This window comes from Mitsuaria chitosanitabida ATCC BAA-476 = NBRC 102408, from assembly GCF_001598255.1.
Classification (GTDB): domain Bacteria; phylum Pseudomonadota; class Gammaproteobacteria; order Burkholderiales; family Burkholderiaceae_C; genus Roseateles; species Roseateles chitosanitabidus.
Genome location: NZ_BCYP01000045.1, coordinates 30,045 through 51,869, shown reverse-complemented (window position 1 = coordinate 51,869; position 21,825 = coordinate 30,045). Strand labels below are relative to the sequence as shown.

General features: G+C 69.4%; 23 protein-coding genes. 1 reads left to right on the top strand and 22 read right to left on the bottom strand.

Translation table 11 applies throughout. From position 1 onward, the window contains the following. Position 1: 1 nt before the first annotated feature. The gene (locus MCHT01_RS25085) at positions 2-844 is read left to right on the top strand and encodes a hypothetical protein (RefSeq protein ID WP_148661728.1); all 843 of its coding nucleotides are present in this window, start codon (positions 2-4) and stop codon (positions 842-844) included. On the opposite strand, the gene MCHT01_RS25080 is transcribed toward MCHT01_RS25085, so the two are convergent. From MCHT01_RS25080 to MCHT01_RS24975, 22 genes are all read right to left on the bottom strand, one after another. Beyond that, complete coding sequence (locus tag MCHT01_RS25080) at positions 780-2,153, bottom strand: hypothetical protein (RefSeq protein WP_067070450.1); 1,374 nt, start codon at positions 2,151-2,153, stop codon at positions 780-782. The genes MCHT01_RS25085 and MCHT01_RS25080 overlap by 65 nt on opposite strands. Continuing rightward, on the bottom strand, positions 2,150-4,330 hold the full coding sequence (locus tag MCHT01_RS25075) for a hypothetical protein (RefSeq protein WP_148661727.1): 2,181 nt from the start codon (positions 4,328-4,330) through the stop codon (positions 2,150-2,152). Before MCHT01_RS25075 ends, MCHT01_RS25080 begins: the two co-directional genes overlap by 4 nt. A 3-nt stretch (positions 4,331-4,333) precedes the next feature. Then, positions 4,334-6,127 carry a hypothetical protein gene (locus MCHT01_RS25070; protein WP_148661726.1) on the bottom strand — a complete coding sequence of 598 codons (1,794 nt, stop codon included), beginning with the start codon at positions 6,125-6,127 and terminating at the stop codon, positions 4,334-4,336. A 5-nt stretch (positions 6,128-6,132) separates the two neighbouring features. Then, positions 6,133-6,891, bottom strand: coding sequence for a hypothetical protein (locus MCHT01_RS25065; RefSeq protein WP_174549077.1), 759 nt, complete (start codon positions 6,889-6,891; stop codon positions 6,133-6,135). Between the two features lie 49 nt (positions 6,892-6,940). Continuing rightward, on the bottom strand, positions 6,941-7,456 hold the full coding sequence (locus MCHT01_RS25060) for a GNAT family N-acetyltransferase (protein ID WP_174549076.1): 516 nt from the start codon (positions 7,454-7,456) through the stop codon (positions 6,941-6,943). A gap of 37 nt (positions 7,457-7,493) precedes the next feature. Then, the gene (locus MCHT01_RS25055; protein WP_067070441.1) at positions 7,494-8,147 is read right to left on the bottom strand and encodes a DUF4376 domain-containing protein; all 654 of its coding nucleotides are present in this window, start codon (positions 8,145-8,147) and stop codon (positions 7,494-7,496) included. Beyond that, positions 8,148-9,194, bottom strand: a complete 1,047-nt coding sequence (locus tag MCHT01_RS25050; protein ID WP_067070439.1) for a hypothetical protein — start codon at positions 9,192-9,194, stop codon at positions 8,148-8,150. Further along, entirely contained in the window at positions 9,194-11,209 is a 2,016-nt protein-coding gene (locus MCHT01_RS25045; protein WP_067070436.1) for a phage tail tip fiber protein, read from the bottom strand. The genes MCHT01_RS25050 and MCHT01_RS25045 overlap by 1 nt, the downstream gene beginning before the upstream one ends. Beyond that, complete coding sequence (locus MCHT01_RS25040; RefSeq protein WP_067070434.1) at positions 11,202-12,845, bottom strand: hypothetical protein; 1,644 nt, start codon at positions 12,843-12,845, stop codon at positions 11,202-11,204. Before MCHT01_RS25040 ends, MCHT01_RS25045 begins: the two co-directional genes overlap by 8 nt. Then, a complete protein-coding gene (locus MCHT01_RS25035; RefSeq protein ID WP_067070432.1) occupies positions 12,842-13,390 on the bottom strand; it encodes a lysozyme in 549 nt (182 codons plus the stop codon). Before MCHT01_RS25035 ends, MCHT01_RS25040 begins: the two co-directional genes overlap by 4 nt. Beyond that, positions 13,387-13,635, bottom strand: coding sequence for a hypothetical protein (locus MCHT01_RS25030; RefSeq protein WP_067070428.1), 249 nt, complete (start codon positions 13,633-13,635; stop codon positions 13,387-13,389). The genes MCHT01_RS25035 and MCHT01_RS25030 overlap by 4 nt, the downstream gene beginning before the upstream one ends. An 8-nt stretch (positions 13,636-13,643) precedes the next feature. After that, positions 13,644-14,336: a phage adaptor protein gene (locus MCHT01_RS25025; protein ID WP_148661725.1), complete on the bottom strand. Its 693-nt coding sequence runs from the start codon at positions 14,334-14,336 to the stop codon at positions 13,644-13,646. A 2-nt stretch (positions 14,337-14,338) separates the two neighbouring features. Further along, complete coding sequence (locus tag MCHT01_RS25020) at positions 14,339-14,959, bottom strand: hypothetical protein (protein WP_067070423.1); 621 nt, start codon at positions 14,957-14,959, stop codon at positions 14,339-14,341. A 9-nt stretch (positions 14,960-14,968) separates the two neighbouring features. Then, entirely contained in the window at positions 14,969-15,367 is a 399-nt protein-coding gene (locus MCHT01_RS25015; protein ID WP_067070421.1) for a hypothetical protein, read from the bottom strand. 102 nt (positions 15,368-15,469) lie between these two features. Beyond that, complete coding sequence (locus MCHT01_RS25010) at positions 15,470-15,940, bottom strand: hypothetical protein (protein WP_067070418.1); 471 nt, start codon at positions 15,938-15,940, stop codon at positions 15,470-15,472. A 58-nt stretch (positions 15,941-15,998) separates the two neighbouring features. Beyond that, positions 15,999-17,114 (bottom strand): N4-gp56 family major capsid protein, encoded by a 1,116-nt coding sequence (locus MCHT01_RS25005; protein WP_067070415.1) that lies wholly within the window; start codon positions 17,112-17,114, stop codon positions 15,999-16,001. Between the two features lie 61 nt (positions 17,115-17,175). Then, positions 17,176-17,355, bottom strand: coding sequence for a hypothetical protein (locus MCHT01_RS25000; RefSeq protein WP_148661724.1), 180 nt, complete (start codon positions 17,353-17,355; stop codon positions 17,176-17,178). A 23-nt stretch (positions 17,356-17,378) separates the two neighbouring features. Then, on the bottom strand, positions 17,379-18,437 hold the full coding sequence (locus MCHT01_RS27060; RefSeq protein ID WP_067070410.1) for a hypothetical protein: 1,059 nt from the start codon (positions 18,435-18,437) through the stop codon (positions 17,379-17,381). 38 nt (positions 18,438-18,475) lie between these two features. Next, entirely contained in the window at positions 18,476-18,673 is a 198-nt protein-coding gene (locus tag MCHT01_RS24990) for a hypothetical protein (protein ID WP_067070407.1), read from the bottom strand. 3 nt (positions 18,674-18,676) lie between these two features. Then, complete coding sequence (locus MCHT01_RS24985; RefSeq protein WP_067070404.1) at positions 18,677-19,207, bottom strand: hypothetical protein; 531 nt, start codon at positions 19,205-19,207, stop codon at positions 18,677-18,679. A 39-nt stretch (positions 19,208-19,246) separates the two neighbouring features. Next, positions 19,247-21,385: a hypothetical protein gene (locus tag MCHT01_RS24980; RefSeq protein ID WP_067070401.1), complete on the bottom strand. Its 2,139-nt coding sequence runs from the start codon at positions 21,383-21,385 to the stop codon at positions 19,247-19,249. A gap of 2 nt (positions 21,386-21,387) precedes the next feature. Next, positions 21,388-21,825, bottom strand: coding sequence for a hypothetical protein (locus tag MCHT01_RS24975; RefSeq protein ID WP_067070399.1), 438 nt, complete (start codon positions 21,823-21,825; stop codon positions 21,388-21,390).

The window sequence follows — 21,825 nt, the reverse complement described above, 5'->3', positions numbered from 1 at the left end:
CGTGGACAGGCGCCGGCAAGTCGACGAGGTCGCGGCGGAGTTCGCGGAACGCTGGAGAGGCTGCCCGCCGATCCGTGTCGTGGACACGCCGCGCGACCTCCCCTTCCCGGCGCCGCCTGACGTCGAGGCCGCGTACCGCCGCGGCGAAGCCTTCCTGGTCGCCTCGGCGCTGGACGGCGAGCGGGCAGCGGCCGTCATCGCGCACGAAGTCGTCGGGCACCACGGCGTCCGCGCGACCCTGGGTGCGGCCTGGCGCTCGTTCCTGGCCAGCACCCTCGCGGGCTCCCGCCAAGACCCACACCTGAAGGCGACGCGCCAGCGTATCGAGGCGATCTATGTCGCCGACGGCGGCACGGTGGCGCTGCCGCCCATGCGGCTGGCCGACGAGATCGCGGCCACAATTGCGGAGCGCAGCATCGACCCGAGCACGGGCCGCATGGCGGTAGCACGGCCGATCCATAAGCAGGCCGCGGCCGTCGCCGGCCATGTCGCGCGCGAGGTGCTGCTGCTGGACCGGCCGGTCGACGTGAACGAGCTCGAAGGCGTCGTGCTGCTGGCCGAGCGCCAGCTCAGGGTGGGTGGGCGATTCTTCGGATGGAGGCGCCGCTGGGGCCGCTGGTATGCTGGGCTCATGGCGCACAAGTTCGACCCCAATGCCCGCCCGATGTCTCTCGCTGAAAGCGAGGACCTGCTGCGTGGCGCAAAGGATCAAGAGCTCTGGCGCGAGAACTTGTTCGGAACGGGCTTGCTGGTCGTGCTGATCGGCGTCCCACTCCTGTTCATCTGGGCCCTGATCGAGTATTTCTCGAGCTTGGGCCAGTTCCTTCGCTGGCTACTCCACTGAGCGCCGACTCCGAACTTGGGAACTGCTTCGCCTCCCCGAGCAGCTGCTCGATAGGCGCCGCGAACCGGATGACTCGCACCGGCGCATCGTCAGCCAGCGCCGCGAGCCAGCGGTGATGCCCGTCCAGTAGGCGCCCGTCCTCCGACACCAGCACCGCATGGTCGTTGGCGTCACGCTTGACCGCCGCGACCTTGGACATCGACCAACGTGACTGCGTCGGTTTCAGGCTGTCGGCCGGCACCTCGGCCTGCTCATGCGGGATGCCGCGCGCCAGCAGGAATTGCGTCAGCGCGCCGCGGTGCTCCTGGCGGATCTGGGGCATGTCCTCCCGCGCGACGCCGAGGTGTTCGGTCTCCGGCGGAAAGTCTTGCCAGTCGCTCAGCTCGTTGGCCCCTGATTCGGTCGCTTCATGGCCTTGATCGCCGCCGCGATCGCCCGGCGCAGCTTCGGATTGGCCTGGAGCTTCAGCACTAGGCCGTTGGTCTTGATCAGGCTGTCGCCCGACGGCGTCTTCGGGAGCGTGTCCATCGAGAATCTTCCTTGCCGCGGCCATGATGGTGTTGATGTCGTCGGGGCGGCCAGCGCTGTCCCCGAGGAACGAGATGATGTCCAGGGTCTCGGGGCTGATGTCGGAGCCATCGATCTCCACCGGACCGACATCGCGCGCGGCGCCGAGCTCGGCCGCCGACTCCAGCATGGCCGGGGCGATGTCGACACCCTTCAGATCGCGGCCGACGCCAGCGCGGTCCCCTGGGGTCGTTCGCACCCGCACCAACACCGGCTGCTTGAGCGCGTCGACCAAGGTCGGGTCGAGCCCGAGGCTTGGTGCCTGGCCTCGCAGGAAGTCGCGATAGGCGTCCGCCTTCAAGCCATCGGCGCGGAAGATCCGCTGCAGCGCCACCGCGCGCATGTTGCCGGCCTCGACGTGCCCGTCCTCGCCAACAACGGGGGCACCCTCGCCCGCCGCGTCGGCACCGCCTAGGCGAGACGGGTCGAAGTCCCTCACGATGGACTGCACACGCTGCTCCATGTCGGCGCGGTCGCGCTCCTCCGGCTCAATCCCCTTGCCGCCGCCGGTCGGGCGCATGTCGGCATCGTGCGAGGCCTTGACGTCGCCGAGATCCACGATCGCGAACTGGCCGGCGTGCTCGTCACCGCTGGCACCGCTGAACCAGGTCGGCGCGCCCGCGGCGCCACTGGCTGTCTGCGCCGGCGCAAAGACGTCGGCGTCGCTCATCGGCTGGCCGGCTGCGGTCGGCGCTGGCTCTCCGCCAAACACGTCGGCATCAGTCATCACCTGGTCGCTCATTGCTCCGGTCTCCAGCCGTTTCCCACCCACACGAAGCGGCCGCGTGGCGTCGCGTACACGCGCCCGACCTCACGCTGGCTCGGGTCCAATTCGGCAGCGCTGTTCATTCGGGCCAGCGACGACGTGACCGTCCCTGGAGCGCCTTGCGGAACCGCAGTCTTGCTCGCGGCAAACCGGAGCACACGAGGCGAGGTGACGACGCGGGCGCCGACGTTCGCGGCGGCCGGCACCGCAACGGCGGATGCGAGTGGCAGGACGCTACCGCTCGTAGCCGCCATGATGCCGCCCATGCCAACGCCACCGCCCACCGCCGATTGCGCCGCCGCGGCAGCCGTGCCGCTCGGATTCGCGAACACCTTCGAGCCCTCGCGCTGGGTCTCGGCGATCTTGGCGATCTTCTTCACCAGTTCGCCGGCATCGGTCGTGCCGAAGATGGTCTCGCGGGCCGCTTGGCTCATCTTGCTGACGTTGGTCAAGAACGTGTTGGCGCTGAAGGCGTTGCCCTCGGCGTTCTGCTGGCCAGGTACCGCGCGGCCGAGGCGCTGCAGCACTGCGGCGGTGACCTTCTTGCCCTCCTCGGCCGGCAGTGCCATCAGCACGCGGCGGATGATGGTGTCGCCCTCGGCGGTGCCGTTGATCGCAGCCAGGAAGACCTTCTCGGGCGCATCGCGGTTGATGACGGTCGATAGCTCGTCCAGGCGCTGCATGTGCTGTGCGGTGTACTCGTTGGCCTTCGTGAAGGCCGCCTCCGCCCGTGGGCCCGCAGCCTTGGCCGCATCGCCGAGATCCTCGGACAGCGCGCCGTACAGCGCGCGCCACTTCGATCGCGGAACGTCGGACACCAGCGAGCCGTCCGTGATCTCGTTGCCCACCAGCGTGCGCAACTTCTTGATGGCCTCGAAGGGCAGCGCGGCCGGCGCCGGCGCCTTCGGCATCACCGAGCTCTGGCCAGGTACCTGCGTCGACAGATCGAGGTCGTCGAGCAGCGCCTTCTGGATGCCCTGGATCTTCGCGTTCTTGAACCACTTCGAGAGATTCGGCGCCCCGTCGATCTCGGACACCATCTCCGCAAGGGCCTGCCGCGTGCGATCGACGGTGATCGGCTTGCCGGCTGGCAGCGCCTCGCTGAGCTCGCGATACAGCGAGCCCTGGGTTTCCTTGAACCCTTCCTTGAACGCTCGCACGCCGCGCTGGATCGCCTCGCCGGCGTTCACCGCGCTGGCCTCGGGGGCGAGATCGTCTGCGACCTTCTGCACGGCGGCCTGCATGTCGTCGGCCTGGCGCTGCGCGAACTTCGAGATCACGCCGGCGCCGCCCGGGGTCTTGGCGAGTGCGGATTCCATCGCCTGCGCGCCACGGCCGCCGGTGGCCTGCGCGAGCGAAGGCATCGTGCCCGCGCCCTGTTGAAAGCGTTCGATGTTCTCGGCCATCTGCTGCCGCCCGGCTTCGCCGCCGCGCAGCAGTCGCCGCGCGAACTCGCTGGCCGTGGCGCCGCCAACCGCAGGGACCAGCGACCCGATGAGGCCCGCCGCAATCTGCGCACCGATGCCGCCGCCGTTCTCGCGCGTCACGCCCGCCGCGGTGCCGCCGGTGGCTGCTGCAGCCGATTGTGCCCCGATGCCCTGCTGCAGCTTCGTTCCCACGTTGGCGGCGACGCTACTCGCGGATCCAGCGAGGAGCTTGCCCAGGGCGACAGATCCGCCGGCGCCGGCGACCGCCGAGGACGCGTCGCCCACGACGCGCTCGGTCGCGTTCTCGGGCTCGGGCAGGCCGAGGCGGCTCATGTTGGCCTGGAGGGCTCTCGCCGTCGGATAGAACCGGAAACCGTTGCCCTCGCCCGCCACCAGGTCGGCGCTCTTGTTGTACGCGGCCCCGAGGACGTCAGCCCCCATGCCTGGAAGCGCGGCCAGGCCGGCGATGCCGTGGCGGACCGTCAGGCCGAGCTGGCGCATCACCTCCTGCCCGGTGGAGCGCTCCGGCGCGGTCGGTGCCTGGACCTTCGACCCGCCGATTCCATACTCGCCATCGAACTGCGAGCGCGCAACGTCGATGTGCTCCTTCGGGACCTGTGGCGCGACCACCTCGTTGAAGTACTGCGCTCGCGCGGCCTCCTGGTCTTCCGGCGAAAGCGCCTTGAACTCGGGCTTCTGGATGACCTCGTTCCATTTCAATGGCATTGCTCAGTCCCTCTTCTGTTCCCACAACGGCGTGAAGCGCTGAGGCGAACTGGTGGTGGCCGACGCTGGCGCAGCGGAAGCACTAGGCGCGGCTGCTGACGCGGCCGGCGCCGCCGAGGCGCCTGGCACCGGCACGTTGAACTCCTGCGAGATGGCGGACTTGCGGCGCTCCAGCGCCTTGCGCACCTCACCTAGCTGCGCCATCAGGCCCTCGCGTCCGAACGAGGCGCCCTGCAGCGACGCCGGGCTCGCGAGCGACTTGTTGATGAGCTCGATGTCGGGGCCGGCCAGGGCGCCCAGCGCCTGCGCCTCCTTGAACTGGAGCTGCAGGTCGGCGACGAGCGACTCGATCTGCGCGCGCGACTTCGGCGTGAACTGGTCCTTCGGATTGCGCGGGTTGAAGTTCTTGAGCAGCGTCTCGTACTCGTTGAGCCCCTGGTCCAGCGACCGAAGCGCCACGTTCATCCGCGCCACCTCCGCGGGGATCTGCTTCTGGCCCGGGCCCGTCTTATCAGCGGGGCCGCCCGGGATCGCCTCCAGACCTCCGGTGCCGTCGTTCTTCCACCGGTAGCCCGTCGGAGGCTCATGCTTGGCGCCCAGCACGCCGCCGGTCATCGCGGACAGCTTGCCCTGGATCGCCGCGCGCTCCGTCGGGCTATCCGTGTTGCCCATGCCGAGCTGCAGCGTCGCGACGGTGCTGGCCAGCTGGCGCTGCGGCGCCTGTGCGTTGAAGGTCGCCTGCTCGCGCGCCGAGTGGGCATCGGCGCGCGCCGCCTCGCGCAGCATCAGGTTGTTCTTGAACTCGTTCTGGGAGAACTGGTACAGCGCCATCGGGTCGCGCAGCGCCGCCATGCCAGACACCAGCTCCGCTTGCGACATCACCTTGGGCGGGAGCGTGCGGCCGTCAGATGTTTCGCGCGAGATCGTCAGTCGACCATCCTTGCCCCGCTGCACGTCGGTGACGTGGGAGCCGTCGGGGATGTACTTGTTCCAGAAGCCGACAAGCGGCTTCGTGTCGCCGGTCGCAAGGGCAGACGCCGCGATGCCGGCCTCCCGGTCGCGCTCCGCGGTCTCCATTTGGATCTTGATCGCCGACTGCGCCGCGAAGTCCTTGTAGACCGCGCTGGACTCGTTGAGCCGGCCGCCTTCGGCCAGCTTCATGGCACGGAACTGCGACGCTGCGAGGTGGTCGTCAACGGTGCCGGCGCGCGAGCTGCCGTCCGCGTTCAGCAGTCGATTCTTGAGCCAGTCCGAGGTCGCGCTGTCGGCGGCGCGTGTGGCCGCCTCGTCGGCGTCGGCCTCGTTCCCCTTGCGGATCGCTCGCTCGCTGCTGGCCTGTTCCCAGCCGAATCGCTGGGTGTCGCGCTCGGCCTGCATGACGTTGTTCAGCATCTGCTGGCCAGCAATGGGGTTCGTGCGCGAAACCACGCCGGCCATGGCGCGCTGCCTAGCACTGCTGACCTGGTCGTCGGTCATCGCCCCGTTCGTGCGCTGCCCGAGGAAGTCAGTCACCCCGTGCTGCGCGATGGTCCCGCGCACCGAGGGGTCCGCGGTGGAAGCGACGGTGTAGCTTCCGTCCTCGTTGGCGCTCAAGCTGTAGAGCGCCTTTCCGTCCGCATCCTTGGCGTTCGCGATCGCCTCGAGCTGCTTGCCGTCCTCGGCGGTAAAGCCCTGGGACTGCTCCGCCTTCGCGCTAGCAATTCGCCCCATGGCGACGTCCTGACCGACCTGATTGACCAGGTTGTAGCCGAGACCAAAGTTCCGGACGAAGTCCGCGAAATCACTGCGTCGTGCCATGGGCATCACCCCTTCTTCGAGAACAAGCTGTACACGTTGGCGGCCCCCGTTGCGAGCCCGCCCAGGCCGCCCAGGATGCTGCCGAAGCCCTCGCCCTGTCGCGCGAGCTGATCCTGCTGCGTCTTGTACGAGGCCTGTGCCCCCCACATGTTGGTCGCGTTCGCGCCCATCTGCGCCGCGACCTGGGCCGCCGAGCCGTAGCCCGAGTTCTGGCTGCCGAGCGACGCCGCGGTGAGGCCGACACCGCTGCCGCCCAGCGCGGCGCCGGTGGTGGTCGCCTGCGAGCTCATGGCCGGGTAGCCCGCCAGCGCGTTGGCGGCTCGGTCGGTGAGCGCGCGGCCCTCCTCGCGCGCGGCGGTGCGCGCGTTGTTGGCGGCGCCCGCGCCGGCGGCGGTCTGCGCGATCTGCAGCTGCTGGTCCATGGCCTGGGCGCGGCCGCTGCCCGGCGTGACGCCCATGCGCGCCATCGCTCGGGCGGACTGGTCTCGCGCGCTCGACGCCGCGGCGTTGACGTCGGCCATGGCCTGGCCGGCGAGCTGCTCGCGGCGCGCCTCGGTGTTGAAGTCGTTGGCCTCGTTGACGAGCTTGTCCTGCATACCGGACAGCGCGTCGCGGCGCGACAGCAGCCACTGGCGGTCGGACTGCGATTGCTCGTAGGCGGTCTTGGCGCTGTCGAGGCCGAACTGCAGCTGCTGCTTCTGCAGCGGCATCAGCTCGTTGCTGTTCTGGAGCATCGCCTGAATGGCGCTGTCCTGAATCCCCATCGAGCGAATCTGCGCCTGGACCAGCGCAGGGTCCGGCGCTGGCGCAGAGCTACCGCCCTTGCCCCCGCCGTGCAGCGTCAGCGGCCCGCGTCGCCCGAACCTCGGCCGGAACGCGTCGTGCGGGAGCAAGTCCCAGTCCGTTTGGTGAAACCTTCCCATAGCGGCAATCCTCTCGACGCATCACATACAGAATCACGTCACCGCCATCCTGTGCGGCGCCCTTCAGGCGTGCCTCTTCCTTGAACCCCAACGCCTCGTCGAAGCGCCGCGCGTCGAGGTTGGAGGCCTCAACATAGCCGCTGACGCGCTCGACGCCGCAGTCCACGAAGGCATAGCGGAAGCAGGCGCTCAGGTACTCGCGGTTCAACCAGCGCCGCCCCGGCTTGGATGCGACGTGCATCCAGAGGTTGCGGCCGTTGAAGCCCTCGAAGATGACCCCCGCGACCAGTTCCCCGTCACGGCGCAGGCCGATCGCCCGTTGGCGCTCCGCGACGGCGTAGCCGGGCAGATGCGCCTTCATGAATTCGGCGACGGCGCGGAAATCGACTTCGAGCTCGGCGTGCATGGCGGCAGGCTGCCATCCTTGGCACGCCCGAGCCCGGTCAGGTCGGCCAGACGACGGCCGTCACCGCCTCGACGGTCTGGGCGTTCTGGATCTGCTGGGCCAGGGCGTCGGACTGCTCGATCAGCGCCTGGCGGCGCGCGGCCACCGCGCGGCCGGCGCGCACCAGCTGGTCCAGCGTCAGCGTCCGCATCACGTTGTCGGTGCACCGCCAGACCCGCTCGGTCTCGTTGCCCAACTGCATCGCCATGATCGCCCCCAGGATGTCGACCCGCGACGACGGGTCGGCGTCGAGCTGGATGCCGTCGACCGCGACCGGCTGGGCATCGAGCGAGTCGCGCGTCTGCTTCACCAGCGCCCACTGACGCGCCCGCGCGCCATCCAGGTCGCCGGCCAGCGGCGCCACCGACGCGCCGGCGAATGGCGACAGGTCGTCAGGCAACGCGCGCAGCACGTCCTCGCAGGCTTCCATCAGCGGGCCGCCCACCTGCAGCGGCTCCACCGGAACCGGCACGGTCCAGTGCCACGCCGCCATGCCGCCGGCGGCGAGCTGGTAGTGCGCCTCGTCCGGCCAGCTGTGCACGGCCAGGATGGCGACGGCCTGCGCGCTGCGCGTGTCGATGCTGATGTTGGTGACGACGTGATAGCCCAACTGCGCGCCGGTGGGCGTCTTGACGGACTTGAGGAGCGGCATTCAGTACCTCGCGAGGTTGACCAGTTCGTTGGAGGCGGCGACGCGCTGATCGACAGGGGATTCGGCCCCGTTCACGATGTACATCTGCACGTACATCTGGTTCAGCACGATGGAGCCGCCGCTGAGGGAGAAGGCGCCCTGCTTGCCCAGGACGCGCCAGCGGTTCGCGCCGGCGTTGAAGACATCGGTGCCGGACATGCCGGTGCTGCCGATGACGCCGCAGTAGCCCCCTGGGATCCCACCGGGGATCGCGCGGGATGCGCCGGCATCGCCAGCGCCCCAGTCGTGGTGCCCGTCGATCACGAGCAGCGGGGCCGCGGTGAGGTTGAAGGCGATCTCGCCCGTGTCGTGGTCGCGCACCGTCACCGCGCCGGCGGAGGTCGGCAGGCCGAAGCAGTAGATCTCGGGCTGGGTGATGGCGGGCCAGCTCGAGCCAGAGTTGCCGGGCAGCGAGACCAGGCTGCAGACCTGCATCTCCCAGAGGCCCGCGCCGACCGAGTAGAACTCGCTGTTGGGCGAGATGTACTGGCCCGCCTGGATCCGGAAGACCGGCACCGGCTTGGTCGGCCAGCTGATCCGGAAGACGTAGTACGGCGGCGCCGAGCCCTGCGTGTCCGGGATCACCAGCGAGGGGCCGCCGCCGCCCGGCGTCATGTCGACGAGCGAGGCCTTGCCGATGAAGTTGAGGCCCCTACCCTTCGGGCTAAGCGCGATGTTGCCGCCGGCGCTGCTGCGGAACCGCAGGGCCGGGCCGCTGACCGAGGTCGGTTGCCCGCTGCAGAACACCAGGAGGGACCGCGCGTAGTTCCGCGGCGACGTCGAGGCCGTGGGCACCGAGCCCGGGTAGCTGACGCTGACGCCGAGCTCTGAGAAGGAGCTGTAGATCGCCGTGACGCGGATGGCCGTGCCAGCCAGCTGCGGCCAGCTCACCGACCACGATTGGCCCGCCGGGATCGTGTACATCCCCAGGCACATGCCGTAGGGCACGTCCTCGGAGTTGAAGACCAGCGCATTGGTCGACGGGTTGCGCGTGACGACGCCGGGCACTACAGCACCCCGGCCTCGAAGAAGGTGACGCCGGTGCTGGCCGCGATCATGCTCAGCTTGCCGTCCTGGAGGCGGAAGGTCCCGTTGGGCCCGTAGGACTCCAGCACGCCGATGTTGGCGGCCAGCGCGCGCAGGTTCCCGATCGTCGCCGTGTTGATGTGAGCCAAGCGGATCAGCGATCGGCCGTTCATCACGACATCGAAGGTGCCCTGGTCGAACGAGCCGAAGAGGTTCGACCCAATCGTGGCGCCCTTGGTGGCGTCAAGGTCGCCGGCGTAGCCAAGCTGGCGCGTGCTGCCTGGCGGGCCGGGCGTGTAGGGCCCCGGCCCGGTCGCTGTTGCACCGACCGCCTCGAACTGCGGGGCGGCCCCCCACCACCACGACTCCTGAGCCTCCGCAGCGGCGAAGGTGTTGTACTTGCGCATGAAGACGCGCGCGTACACGGCATTGGCCGGCGCGGTCGCCATCGCGAACGGACGCGTGTAGTAGGCCAGCCTGTCCGCCTGGTATGCGCCCCAGCTGTGGGGTGTGGCTGTGGGACTGGAGTAGGCAGTGCCAACGGCGTTCCCGCCGATGTCGAAGAACTCGAGCCCCACCCCGACGAAGCAGCGGTGCGCCTGCATGTATGCGGAGAAGCAGTACTTCTGACCCGGCACCACGGCCACCGACTGCGCCACGGTGTAGCCATTGCCGAGGGGATAGATGTCGCAGCACACAGCGGTGTCACCTCCGCCGTTGTTTCCGTTCTGATGGCAGGTGACGTTTCGGGTCGTGTTGCCCAGCAGGACATAGGTGTCGGACCACTTGTTGGAGGCATAGGTGAGCGGCACATCGATCTGGCCATTCACATTGCCCATGCCCCAAGTCATCGCACTCGTCTGATCGGAGTTGGCGATCAGGTTGCGACCGACGGACAACCCCTTGAATGGATCGATCGAGTCGCCTGCATCGAGGACGACCGAGCCATCGGCGCGCGTAATCTTGAGGCCCTGCCCGTTCATCTGGGCCGCGCTGAGCTGGCCGCGGATGACCGCCGCCGGGAATTCGGCCGTGCCGTCACCGTGGATCCGCCAGCCCGTGGTGCCGGCGACGTAGTTGCTCGACTGGATGTAGCTGCCGACGTTGATCACGCCCGAGGTGATCCGCGATGCCGACACCGACACGATCATCGCGTTCGTGATGATCGCGGTCTGGAAGCGCGCGAGCGCCGCCTCGAGGCCCTTGATGTAGGCCGCCTCCATGTAGACGCCCACCGGCAGCAACTCGCCCGCTGGCGTCAGCGTCGGCGTCGTGATCACCGTGAACGGGTTGATCGACGGCGAGCCGGTCGTGCTCTCGATCGTGAAGAGGTTCGCCTTAAACCGGAAGTTCGACGCCGGGTCGAGCTGCTCGTTGCGCAGCTTGCCCTGCAGCGCGTTGAGCAGTTGCGAGACGTCCTGCCCGGTCGTGACCTCGAAGCCGTTGGTGCCGCCGACGGGCACGGTCGAGGCGATGCCGTCGTTCGTGACCCACTTCAGCCAGATGTGCCACTTCGTGGCCGGGTTAGTCGGGTACGAGTCGACGTTGCCCAGGAACTGCATCAGCTCCTTCGCATCGGCGAAGGTGGGCTTCGGGCCGCTGGTCCAGGTCGTGCCGTAGACGCGCGTGCGGCCGTGCCCGTGCCCCTGCAGGTAGAGCGGCGGGTCCGTGACGAACATCAGGAAGTCGATGCCGGCCGTCACCGTGACGCCGGTGGGCGTGGGCGGCGGCGACAGATCGGGCTCGTAGGGTGTCGTGCCCCCGCCTCCGCCACCGGTGCCCACGTTGGGCCCGGGGCCCTTGATCGGCGCGACGCCGGTGCCGCGCAGGAAGCCGGCGTTGAGCTCGACAAGGCCCGAGTCCACCAGGTCGCGCACGGTGACGCCGCGATCGAGTTTGTCGCCGCGGTTGCCCAGGTAGGTGGAGATCGCCTCGCGGACCTGCTGCTGGAACTGCGCGCTGTTGACTGGCGGGAGATCCTTGCGACGGTCAGCCACCGTTGAACTCCTCCATCGAGTGCGCCAGTGCGACGCCCTGGACCGGCCCGGAGGTCTCGATCTCCACCTGGGTCGTGAAGGTCCGCTGGTCGCCCGGCAGCCGGAACGGATCCGGGCTGGTCACCACGACCTCGGCGACCTGGCCGCGGTCATCGAACACGCGCACCGTCACCGGGAAGGCGTCGGCGATCACCTTGCCCGCGGTGAACGGCGGGATCAGGGACACGTGCTCGAAGACCTTGCTGCGGAACCGCGCGGCCAGGCCAGCGCCGGCGTCCCAGCGCTGCACGCTGGTCCCGTTGAGCACGAACATCGCATCCTGCATGTCGTCGACGTAGACCGCGTCCGCGCCGATGTCCGAGAAGTAGATGCTGGTGGGCACCGCCGGGTCGATCATGAAGGAGCGCTTGACGCCGCCGACCTGATAGAAGCCGTAGTACCGGCCCTCGAAGAAGGCGCCGATGATGGTCTCCGGCGCCAGCGCCTGCCAGTCCTCGCGCGCCAGCGAACGGGCGGTGAGCAGTTGGGGGCCGGCCGCGCCCAGGTAGGCCAGGCCGTCGGGCGACGCCCAGGCGACACCATGCCCGACGCTGACCATCGACGCCGGGGAGACGCATGCCTGCAAGAACTCGACCGGCGACTCGTCCATCGCATCCGGCGAGCCGCCGGTGCAGACCACCGGGCGGCCGTTGGTGGCGACGACCAGCGTCGAGCCGTAGGCCGCCATCGCCACAGGCGTGACGTCCGCCGGGGTCAGGCCGTACTGCATCGGCCAGGCGTAGGCGATGTAGGGCTCACAGAAGCGGATCTCGCGGCCGGAGATTCCGGCCATCATCCCGTTCCACAGCGGGGTCAGGAACTGCAGCGTGGGCTCGGTGATGTTCAGCGCGCCGCCCTGCGGCACGCCGGGCGCCGGGACCCAGGTCAGCGACGGCAGCACCTCGCCGAGCGCGCGGTTGTCGTCGCTGGTGCTGGAGCTGCTGGAGGCGATCTCGCGCAGGAAGAAGTAGGCGGTCTGGCCGGAGCTGCCGGTCTCGGTCCGGTACACCCGGATCCGGTTGATGCCGTAGCTGCCCGCCGGCGCCGCGGCGAGCGAGGTGATCGCGACGGTGTCGTCGGCCCGGCACTTCACCTTGCCCGCCGGCGACGGCCCGCTCTCCTCGTCGTGGTCGCTGACGTAGGTGTAGACGTAGGCCCGGTCCTCGAGGTCGGCCGTGCTGCTGCCGCCGCTGGCGGCCAACGTTGGCGCCGACGCCGGCGCGGGCAGGCCCAGCGCGCGCCAGGCGGTCGGCGGCGTGGCGCCCAGCGCCATGGTGTTGTCGGTCCACTTCGGGAAGCCGTCGCCGGTGTAGTAGGTCCGCTCGCCGTTCTCGGAGGTGTTGTAGCCGCGCGCGACCGAGACCAGCGTCGGCCAAGACAGCCAGTAGTTGGTGTCGCTGACTATGTCGCGGCCCATGCGATAGATCGACTTGCGGCCGGCCGGCACCGCCGCGCGCGTCACGGGCGCGCGCAGCGGGCGCAGGTCCCCTCGCCCCAGCTTCTGATTCAGCGAGACCACGCCCACCGAGTCCGGCAGCTGCTTCGGGTGCGGCGCGAGCGCGGCGCCGAGGAAGTCACCGACGCGCAGGACGGTCATGCAGCCCCCAGACAGAGTTCGGTCTCGGCGGCGCGGCGGTTGGCCAGGCCCTGCACGAAGGTGAAGACCTTCTTGCCGTCGACCATGCGGCTCGTGAAGCTCCAGACGATGGTGCCGTCGTCGCCCCGGCTCAGGCGCCGGCAGCCGCGCTCCCACTCGCCGCGGTTGAACGCGGCCATGGCGCCGCTGCCGCAGGTCGCGGGCGCGCCCAGGTTCCAGGCGTGACTGCTGGCGGCGTCGAACACGCGCTGCGGCGGCAGGACGCGGAAGCAGTTCGCGACCTGGACCTGCACGCGCTCGAGCGCCGCCTTCTCCTCGGCCTCGCACTTCGCCGCGCTCCAGACCTCGCCGACGATGATCGGCGTGGAGGTCACGTGTCGGGTGAGGCCGCGGCACACCGTAGGCAGGCCGCCGGCGAGCTTGTCAGCGTAGACCGTGAACTGGCCCTCGCCTTCCAAAGCGCCCAGGAATTTGAACAGCCCGGCTCCGGCCAGCACCAGCGCGCCGCCCAGGTGCGGGAAGTACTTCAGCTTGCCGCCGCTCATTCGTCGAGCTCCATGGGCTTGCTGATCACGGGCGCGCCGACCTTGCGGCGCATCCAGATCCCGAAGCTGGTCTCCTCCCTCCACCACTTGCGCAGGAGGTAGACGATCTGCAGCACGATGAAGACGCCCGTCAGGACGCCCGTCCAGTTGATCGACACCCACCAGGGCGACGACAGGACGGTCGCGCCTGCGGCGGGCGCGGCCTTGGCGGCTTCGATCACGATGTCCTTGATCTCAGGCTTCATGGGACCTTTCAGGCGACGGGCCGGGCCGCGGGCTCGCCGGGGTTGCTGGACTGAGGCGCGACGGTCAGCGATGCGCTGACGTCGGCGCTGAGGGAGTTGGCGAAGGCCGCGTAATGGGCCTGGGCGCGCGCGGCGTTGCCGGCGAAGGACGACGCCTTGGCGTAGGCGCGCGAGAGCACGTAGTCCACGAGCGCGGACTGATGGATGTCGGGAACGCCGATGGCGCCGGCGACGTCGTTCCAGGTGCCACCAGCAGCGGGCACCGCGACGTCGATCGGGAGCTTGGAGACCTCGGCGTCGACCTTGGTGCCGGCCACGGCCGGCGGGTAGACCTCGAAGGCACGCGGCAAGCGCGGGTCGTGCATGAAGTGCTTGATGACGCCCGCCGCGGCGCCGGCGCGCCAGCCCGGCAGCACCTCGTCCAGCTCGCGCCGCTCGATCTGCCGGATGGGCAGCATCTGCCCGTCTGTGTTGTTGGGGATGTCGAGCAGCTTCACGGCCGAGGCCGGCAGCTGCTGACGGACACCGGCGACCAGCGCGATCTGCACGATGTCGGCGGTCGCGTCGGGCCGCAGGATGACCAGCTCGCGCTGGCCATCGTTGAGCCAGCGCACCAGTTCGTCGACCTTCCACGCGATGCTGCCGACGTCGACGAGGATGTCGACGACGCGGCGGATGACTTGCTTGGCATCGACCGCCATGATCAGCACCAGGTCGGCCGCGAGCGCGGCGTCGTGTTCGTGAACCCGCGATGGACCTCGACCTTGGTCGTGTCGATCGCGTCTTGGAACTCGCCCGCGGCGACGCCGGCGAGGTCGGGATTGAAGTAGGTGGCCTTCGGGTTCAGCAGCAGACGCCGCTTGGCCCCGGCCACGATGGCGTCGCGGAACTGCGTCGCCATGTCGTCGGAGATGCCCGTGGCGCCCTCGCCCGGCGCGAGCGAGGCCAGCACCTGTACCTTCGAGCCGGCACCGTAGTCGCTGGCCAGCAGGATGTTCACGCGGTCCGGCGACGCGACGCCTCCAGAGCACTGGTCAGGGTGCAGCACCGGGTCGGCCTCGAAGCAGCTGAACGACTGGACGTCGATGGCGCGCCCGTTCATGGTCGCCTTCTCCAGACGCTCGACGATCGCGCCGGCGGGCAGCGGCAGCGCGTACGAGCGCTGGCCCGCTACGGTCACGACCTCAGGCAGCCACACCCGCCACGCCCGCGTCTTCTGGAAGAAGGTCTGGGCGGACAGGCGCAGCGCCCGCTCCGCGACCGGCTCCGCTACCCCCGTCGCGTGGGGCAGCAGGTCGGGGAAGAAGAACGACCAGGTCGCCACGGCAGCGCCTTAGCTACGGCGGCGCGACGGACGCGCGGCGGCCGGGGCGGCCTCGACCGGCTGGGCGGCGGCACCTTCGACCGGCGCGGCTTCCTCGTCGCCCTCGTCATCGTCCAGTTCTTCGCCTTCGCCCGGAGGCGAGCCGGCCTCGGAATGGTCGATCTCGTCGAGGTCGGAGGCACCATCGCCGCCGGTCGGGCCCACCAGCGCAGCGGCGGCGGCCAGATCCTCGGTGTCGTAGGGCAGGAAGTCCTCGTTGCGCAGCAGGTCACGCACGAGCGCCTCGTCGGTGACGTCGGCCACGAGGTCGCCGAACTCGTTCGCGGCGAACAGGAACGGCTCGCCCTTCGCGTTGCGGGCGATCACGGTGCCGTCGCGGCGCGGCTTGATGGTGGTCTGGAGCTTCATGGTCGGGGTCCTCGGATGGAGGTCGATGGAAGAAGGGGGAAGCCTCGGCCTCCCCCTCGTTGTTGGCTGTCAGCCGGGTGAGGCGCCGCTGCGGCGCCGGGGTCAGGCCGCGCGGTAGGTCACCGTGATGCCGAGCTGGCCGGCGACGGGCGTGGTCGGCGCGGCCGTCACCTTCAAGCCGATGCGGCGATCGACGGCGGAGGGCTGAACCTTCGCGAGGTTGTTGCCCGTGCGCACCAGGTGCTTGTCGAAGGCCACCGCCACCGCGGCACCGGTGTCGCCCCAGGCGCCGCCGCCGTCGGCAGCAGCGGCCGACAGGTTCGCGCTGGCGCCGTCCCAGATGCCGACCTGGTAGACGCCGGCACCGGCGCCGCTGTCGACGTCGTCGCCGTCGACGCGGATCTCCACCGGGATGCAGCCCGCCGGCAGGATGCCGAACTGGCCGATCGTGTTCACCGCCAAGTCGGCGACGAGCATGTCGATGGGGAAGCGCTGCGTCACCAGCTCGATGCCCGCGGGCGTCGGCACCGGCTTGCGGCCCGTGATGAAGTCGTTGCTGTTGGTGAAAGCCACGTTGATCTCCTGGAAGTTGGATGTCGTCGGATCCGGCCGCCGAAGCGGCCGGGACCGATCACCGGCTGGCGGCGGCGGTGTCGAGGGCGAAGGTGCCGAAGTCCTGATCGCCGATGCCGTCCACCGCGAAGCGAACCTTCTTGACGCCGAAGATCGAGGACGTGGTGATCACGACCTTGTCGCCGTTGTCGCGGGTCTCCTCGTTCCAGGTGAACCGCATGTTCGTGCCCGGCGAGCCGAAGGCCACGACGGCGGCCTGCGAGCCCAGGAACAGAGCACGCGCGGCCTCGACGTTGCCCACACCCGCGTTGTTGAAGCGGATGACGTTGCGGTGCGAGTGCAAGATGCAGCCGCGGTACATGCCGAGCGAGCCCTTGAAGAGCGGGTTGCTGCGGCCCTCGGCGGTGGCGGCGGCCTTCTGGATGTCCATCCACTGGCCCGTGGCCGTGTTGGCGCGCAGGTCGTCTTCCTGGAAGGTGTGCATCACGCACACGAAGGTCTCGTTGCCGTCGATCTTGCAAGGCTGCAGGACCGGGATGCCGGTGGCGCCGCCGCCCTGGCTGTCGGCCTTGGTCTTGGCGCGGTCCACCAGGCGCAGGTCGAACTTGTCCGTCGCGTCGATGTTGTTGAACGCGGTGGCGTCGTTGCCGTACAGGACGTGGTTGGCGTCCGGCGCGTACAGCGGGTTGTTGGCGCGGCCGGTGTAGCCCAGCGGCAGCAGGAAGTTGGGGTTGATGCCCCGCGCGCCCGACAGGTAGATGAACAGCAGCTCGTCCTGCAGGCGGGCCCACCAGTTGGACTGCTGGCGCTTGGCCTTCTCGCGCAGGTTGTGCAGCGTGCGCTTGCGCGTCATGCGGCCGCCCGTGTTCACACCGCAGCGAGCCTGATCGATGTAGATCTGGTCGGTGTAGAACTTCTGGGCTTCTTCCTTGCCCTCCAGCGTGTCTTCGCCTTCCACCGGCGCCATGCGGAGCTCGGCCAGCAGGTCATAGGTGATCTGCTCGCCGGCGTCCGACTCGAGGTCGGTCAGGATCTGGATGGGCACCTCGGCCTCGGCACCGCGCGCCATGAAGCGCTGGTTCCAGTACGAGGTCTGCGACGTGTCGAGCGCCAGCATGCCGCCGAATCGCTTGACGGCCTTCGGGTCGTTGACGCCAACGATGGTACGGGCCATGGAGATACTCCTTCAGGTTTGAAAGAGCACCTCCTGCGCTCGGGCTTGACGTTGCGGCTCTTCAGCCGTGGGCGGATTGCGCCATCCTTGGCACGTGATCTGCAAGCTCGCCTTCGCGACGCTTTTCGATCTTCAGCTCGGCCGGCGCGGTGATGCGAAGTCGCGCGGCGCGGCCGCTCTTGTGGACGAGTTGGACCGTCGCGCCGGCGAGCTGCATCGCCTCGCCGGGTTGAAGGTCCATCACGAGGGACGTGCGATCAGCCATCAGGCACCCGCCAGGTAACGGGCGCGCTTGTCGGGCGACATGCGGGCCAGCGCGGCTTCGAGCTGCTCGCCGTCGAACTGGTCCAGCTCGGCGAACTCGTCGCCGGTGTCGCCCGGGCCGTCGCCGCCCGGCATGTGCGCCAGGTTCGCGGGGACCTCGGGCGGCGTGCGGGCCGCCGGCTTGGCAGCGGGCGCGGGAGCGGCAGCAGCGGGCGCCTGGGCCGGAGCAGCAGCCGGGGCCGCCGGCGCGCTGGCGGCCTTGGCAGCAGCAGGCGCTGCAACGGCCTCACCGTGCAGCAGCTGGACGCGGCGGTGGGCCTCGTCCAGGAACCAGTTCATGGACTTGTCCTCGTTGGCCGGGTTGTTCGCGAGCGCCTTAATGAAGCCATCCAGGTCTGCGCGACGCGCCTCGTCCTTCGAGTAGTCGATACCGCCGCCCGTGCGGACGCGGTCATAGAGATCCTCGACCGCGCCCATCCACTGCTGCTGCAGGGACTGCTGGCGTGACTCGGTCGAGATCTCCGCCTTGACGCGCAGCGCGTTGAGCTCGTCGCGCTGCTCCAGCAGCTTCGCGCTCTCCTCGCGGTAGGTCTTGCGGTCGATCTCGCCGTCCTCGAAGCGCTGGTCCAGCGCCTCGCTGTCGGTCTTGAGCTTGGCGACCCGGTCCTGGTAGTCGGTGGGCAGCTCGGAGCGGTAGCCGGTCTCGGCGCGCGGGCGCGGCGCCGGGGCGGGCTCAGCGGCGGGCGCCGGAGCAGCGGCGGGAGCTTCGGCGACGGCCGGCACGGGAGCGGGCGCTGCAGCGGGTGCCTCGGCCGGAGCAGCGGCAGGCGCAGCAGCGGGGGCCGCGGCGGGAGCAGACGCGGGCGCGGCGGCCGGAGCGGCAGCGGTGTCGTCGCCCTCGTCCTCCTCCTCGTCGCCGGCAGCAGCCGCGACGGCCGCCAGCGCGGCCTTCTCGTGCTCGGACAGCTCGTCGGTCATCGCCGCGCGCTCTTCCTCGGTGAGGGTCGACATCGCGTGCGCGGTGTCGGGTTCGGTGTTCGATTGGTCCGTGGTGGACATGAGGGGTGCTCCGCTGGGTGGGGTGGGGTGATCTGGGGTCAGGCCTTGCCGGAGTCAGCCTTGCCGGCGACGCTCGCCAGCTCGACGACCTTCTCCTTCGCCAGGGCGGCGGCTCGCTTCAGGCGTTCGGGATCGCGCTTGATCTCCTCGGCCTCCATCAGGGTCCGCATGTCGCTTTCGGTGCGCCATTCGAGTTCCTGATCCTTCGAGCTCCTGATGCTGGATGCCTTCGCCATGACCTACTCCTGTTGAGGTGGAGGCGAATCTGCCATCCTTGGCACGGGCGGCGCAGTGGGCCCGGGCCAGGCTTCGATCAGCGTCCGGACGTCGCTGGCGTGGCGGTCAGCGCTTTCTGCCAGCTCGCCATATCGCGCTGCGCACTGGTCGAATACCTCTCGGAAGGCAGCGACTCGACCGAGACAGGTGGCGTGGGATTCACCGGCCAATCGCACGGCGGCGTCTGACGCGTCCCGCAGGCTGTCACGCTGAGCGCGCACAGCAGCAGCATCACGGCGCAGCTGCGCCTCGCGGCCGCGCGCGGCGGCCAGGGCTTCATCGACTTGGGCACGTTGGCTCCTTTCGGCCTTGAGGACGTGGCGCAGGTTCTCGGCACCCTGCTCCGCCAGCTCGACGCGCTGATCGGCCAAGGCCTTGTCGTGCATGCGCTGCAGCTCGGCGATCTCGGCGCCGTAGCGCCAGCCCTGCACGGTCCACGCCGCGGCGAATGCAAGGACTGCGGCGACCAGCGCCGTGATGAGCAGGGATTTCATGGCGGGCCAGCGTGCCATCCTTGGCACGTGCGGCCGGGCTTAGGCAGCGAGCATTCCCTGCGGCGCCCAGTCGTTGGCCGCCGTGAACGACCACCCGGTGTTTCCACTGGTGTTCGTGCTGTTGGCGCCTGCGCTGTAGAGCGCGCCGCCCGTCGCCGTGATGTCCTGCAGGTTAAGGTAGTCGGCTCGCACGCGCCCGGCCGCCTTGCTGATCGTGGCGGCAGTGCCCGCGGTGGCGCTCTTGATGGTGACGACGTTGGCGCCGTTATCCATGGCGTCGTCGCCGCTGCTACGGACCGTCATGACCGACCCGGCGGCCAGCGTCATCACCACCGACCCGGGCGTGCTCGGTCTCGGGATGCGCGGCACGCTGAAGCTGCCGGTGAAGGCGAAGGTCGAGGCGCCGGCCGCGAGTTGGATGTCGCAGAAGGAGATCCCACCGGTGGCGAAGGTACGCGTCGCCGCCGTGGTCCCGGCCAACACGATCCGCCCGCCGAGGTCATTCACCACCGTGTAGGCGGCGCCGTTGGTCAGCGAGAAGATCGTGCCGGTGCCGCGCAGAAGCAGCGAACCCGCGATGTCGAAGGCGCACTTCGCGCTGAGCTGGTTCGCGTTGGAGATGTAGCTGTCGACGGCGAAGGACGCCCCTGCCGGGATGTTCACCTTCCCGCACCGGTGGTTCAGCGTGCCGCCGATCAGGAAGGCATCGCCGACGGTGAGCGATACGCCCAGGCCGATCTGCCAGCTCGGCGAGTGCAGCACCGCCGACGATGGCATCCCTCCGGCGAGCCAGGTCACGTTCTCGCGCGGCGCCGCACACCACTGACAGGACGCGCTGACTCCCCAGGTCACGCCGTTGCGGAAGGTCACGTTGCCGTTGACGTAGACCTCGTAGACGTCGGCGCGCAGCGTCACGTTGCCGGTGCTGCCCGCGAAGCTGAGATTCTTGCAGGCCCATTTCCGGTCGACGGAGATGATGGGGGAGCTGGCGAAAGCCCCCAGGAACAACACGTCGTCTTGCGCGAGCGGCACTCGGCCGCTGCTCCACTTCGTGGTGTCCGACCAGTTCCCCGTACCACCGAGCCAGGTATGCACGATCGGAGCCTGGAAGATCAGGCGGCCGCCGTTCACCATCCCGTTGTTGCCTCCGTCACTGATGCCGCCGGCCATGCTGGAGAAGTCGAGGTCGGCGCCGCCGTTGTCCCAATAGATGTCCTGCATGTCGACGTGCTGCAGGTTGACCGCGGCGCCGACGACTCGGAAGGTCCCGGGGATGCTCGTCGTGTTCGGCCACATCCCGCAGCGGTTGTTCCCGCCGCCGCCCAGGACGTTCAGCGCCTTCGTCACGGTGACGGTCTGTCCGAAGCCGATGCCCAGCATGTCGAACGGGTTCGCGGTGCCGTTGCGCGTCAGCGTCCCGATCGTGCAGGTCGACCCGACGGTGCGCTCGCCCTGCCCGTTCAGGATCAGCGAACCGATCTCACCGACCCCGGGTAGGAGGTAGGTGTAGCTGATGCGCCCGACGCTGGTCGGCGCGCCGATGAAAGTCGTCAGCGTGAAGTCCGTGGTCAGGTTTCCGCCGGCGATGTTGATCTGGTTCGTCGCAGTGCTGCGGGTGAGCGTGATGGTGGCCTTGCCACCGTAGAGTGCCCGAGCCGTCGAGCCCGTGCTCGTGATCACGCCCAAGCTGTGCGAGAGCGCCGCGTCGTCGGTGAGCCCGTCGTATCGCACGGTGCCCGCCGAGTGCGTCAGCGCAGCCGTCGGGTCCTGGGTCATCGCGCTGGTCAGCGCCCAGTTGCCGGCGGCGCTGAAGGTGACGTTGCCCACGGCCTTGGCGCCCAGCGCAACCTGCTGCAGCGCAGCGGCCGTCGACACGAACGCGATCGCGCTGGTGGTGACGCTGGCCAGCGTGTAGGTCATGCCCGCGACCAGGCGCAGTGCGATGCTGTTCGCGCCGGCCGTACCGTCGCCGATCGACAGCGTGAACGCGCCGTGCGTCAGCGTGCCGGTGTAGCCGCTGCAGTCCAGGGAGCGGCAGGCCGCCGCCGCTGTGATCGCCACACTTCCCGAGCTGGCATCGAGCCGCACGTCGTCGCTGGCGCCGGGGACGACGCCGCCGTTCCAGGTCCCCGTCGAGTTCCAGTTGCCGCCGCCGGCCGCTGCGGTGATGGTCGCCATGATCAGGCCACCCGACCGACGTAGCTGCCGTCGATGGTCGTCACGCCCGACAGCGTGTAGACGTCCAGCACCACCTTCTCGGTGCCCGCCGAGAGCGCGGGCGCGGAGCCGACGATGCCAGCGCCCGCCCAGCGAATGCCCGCCGGCCAGGTAACGCCGGCGGCGCCGTTGGTGATCGTGAGCACCAGGCGCATACCCTTTCCGTCCGTCGGCAGGCCGCTCAGCCCGAGTTGGATCGCAGCGGTGCAGGTCAGCAGCACATTCGCGCCGGCCGTCAGGTCAACGTTGAAGGCGCCCGCCTTGTTGCCCAGCGACTGCACCGCGGCCGCGCCGCCGCCGCCGCCGATGGGCCGGATGTCACCCTGGTTGACCTGGTATCCGACGACGTTGCCGAAGTCGTCGACGACCCATTCGATGTTGCGATTGATGCGATTGCCCAT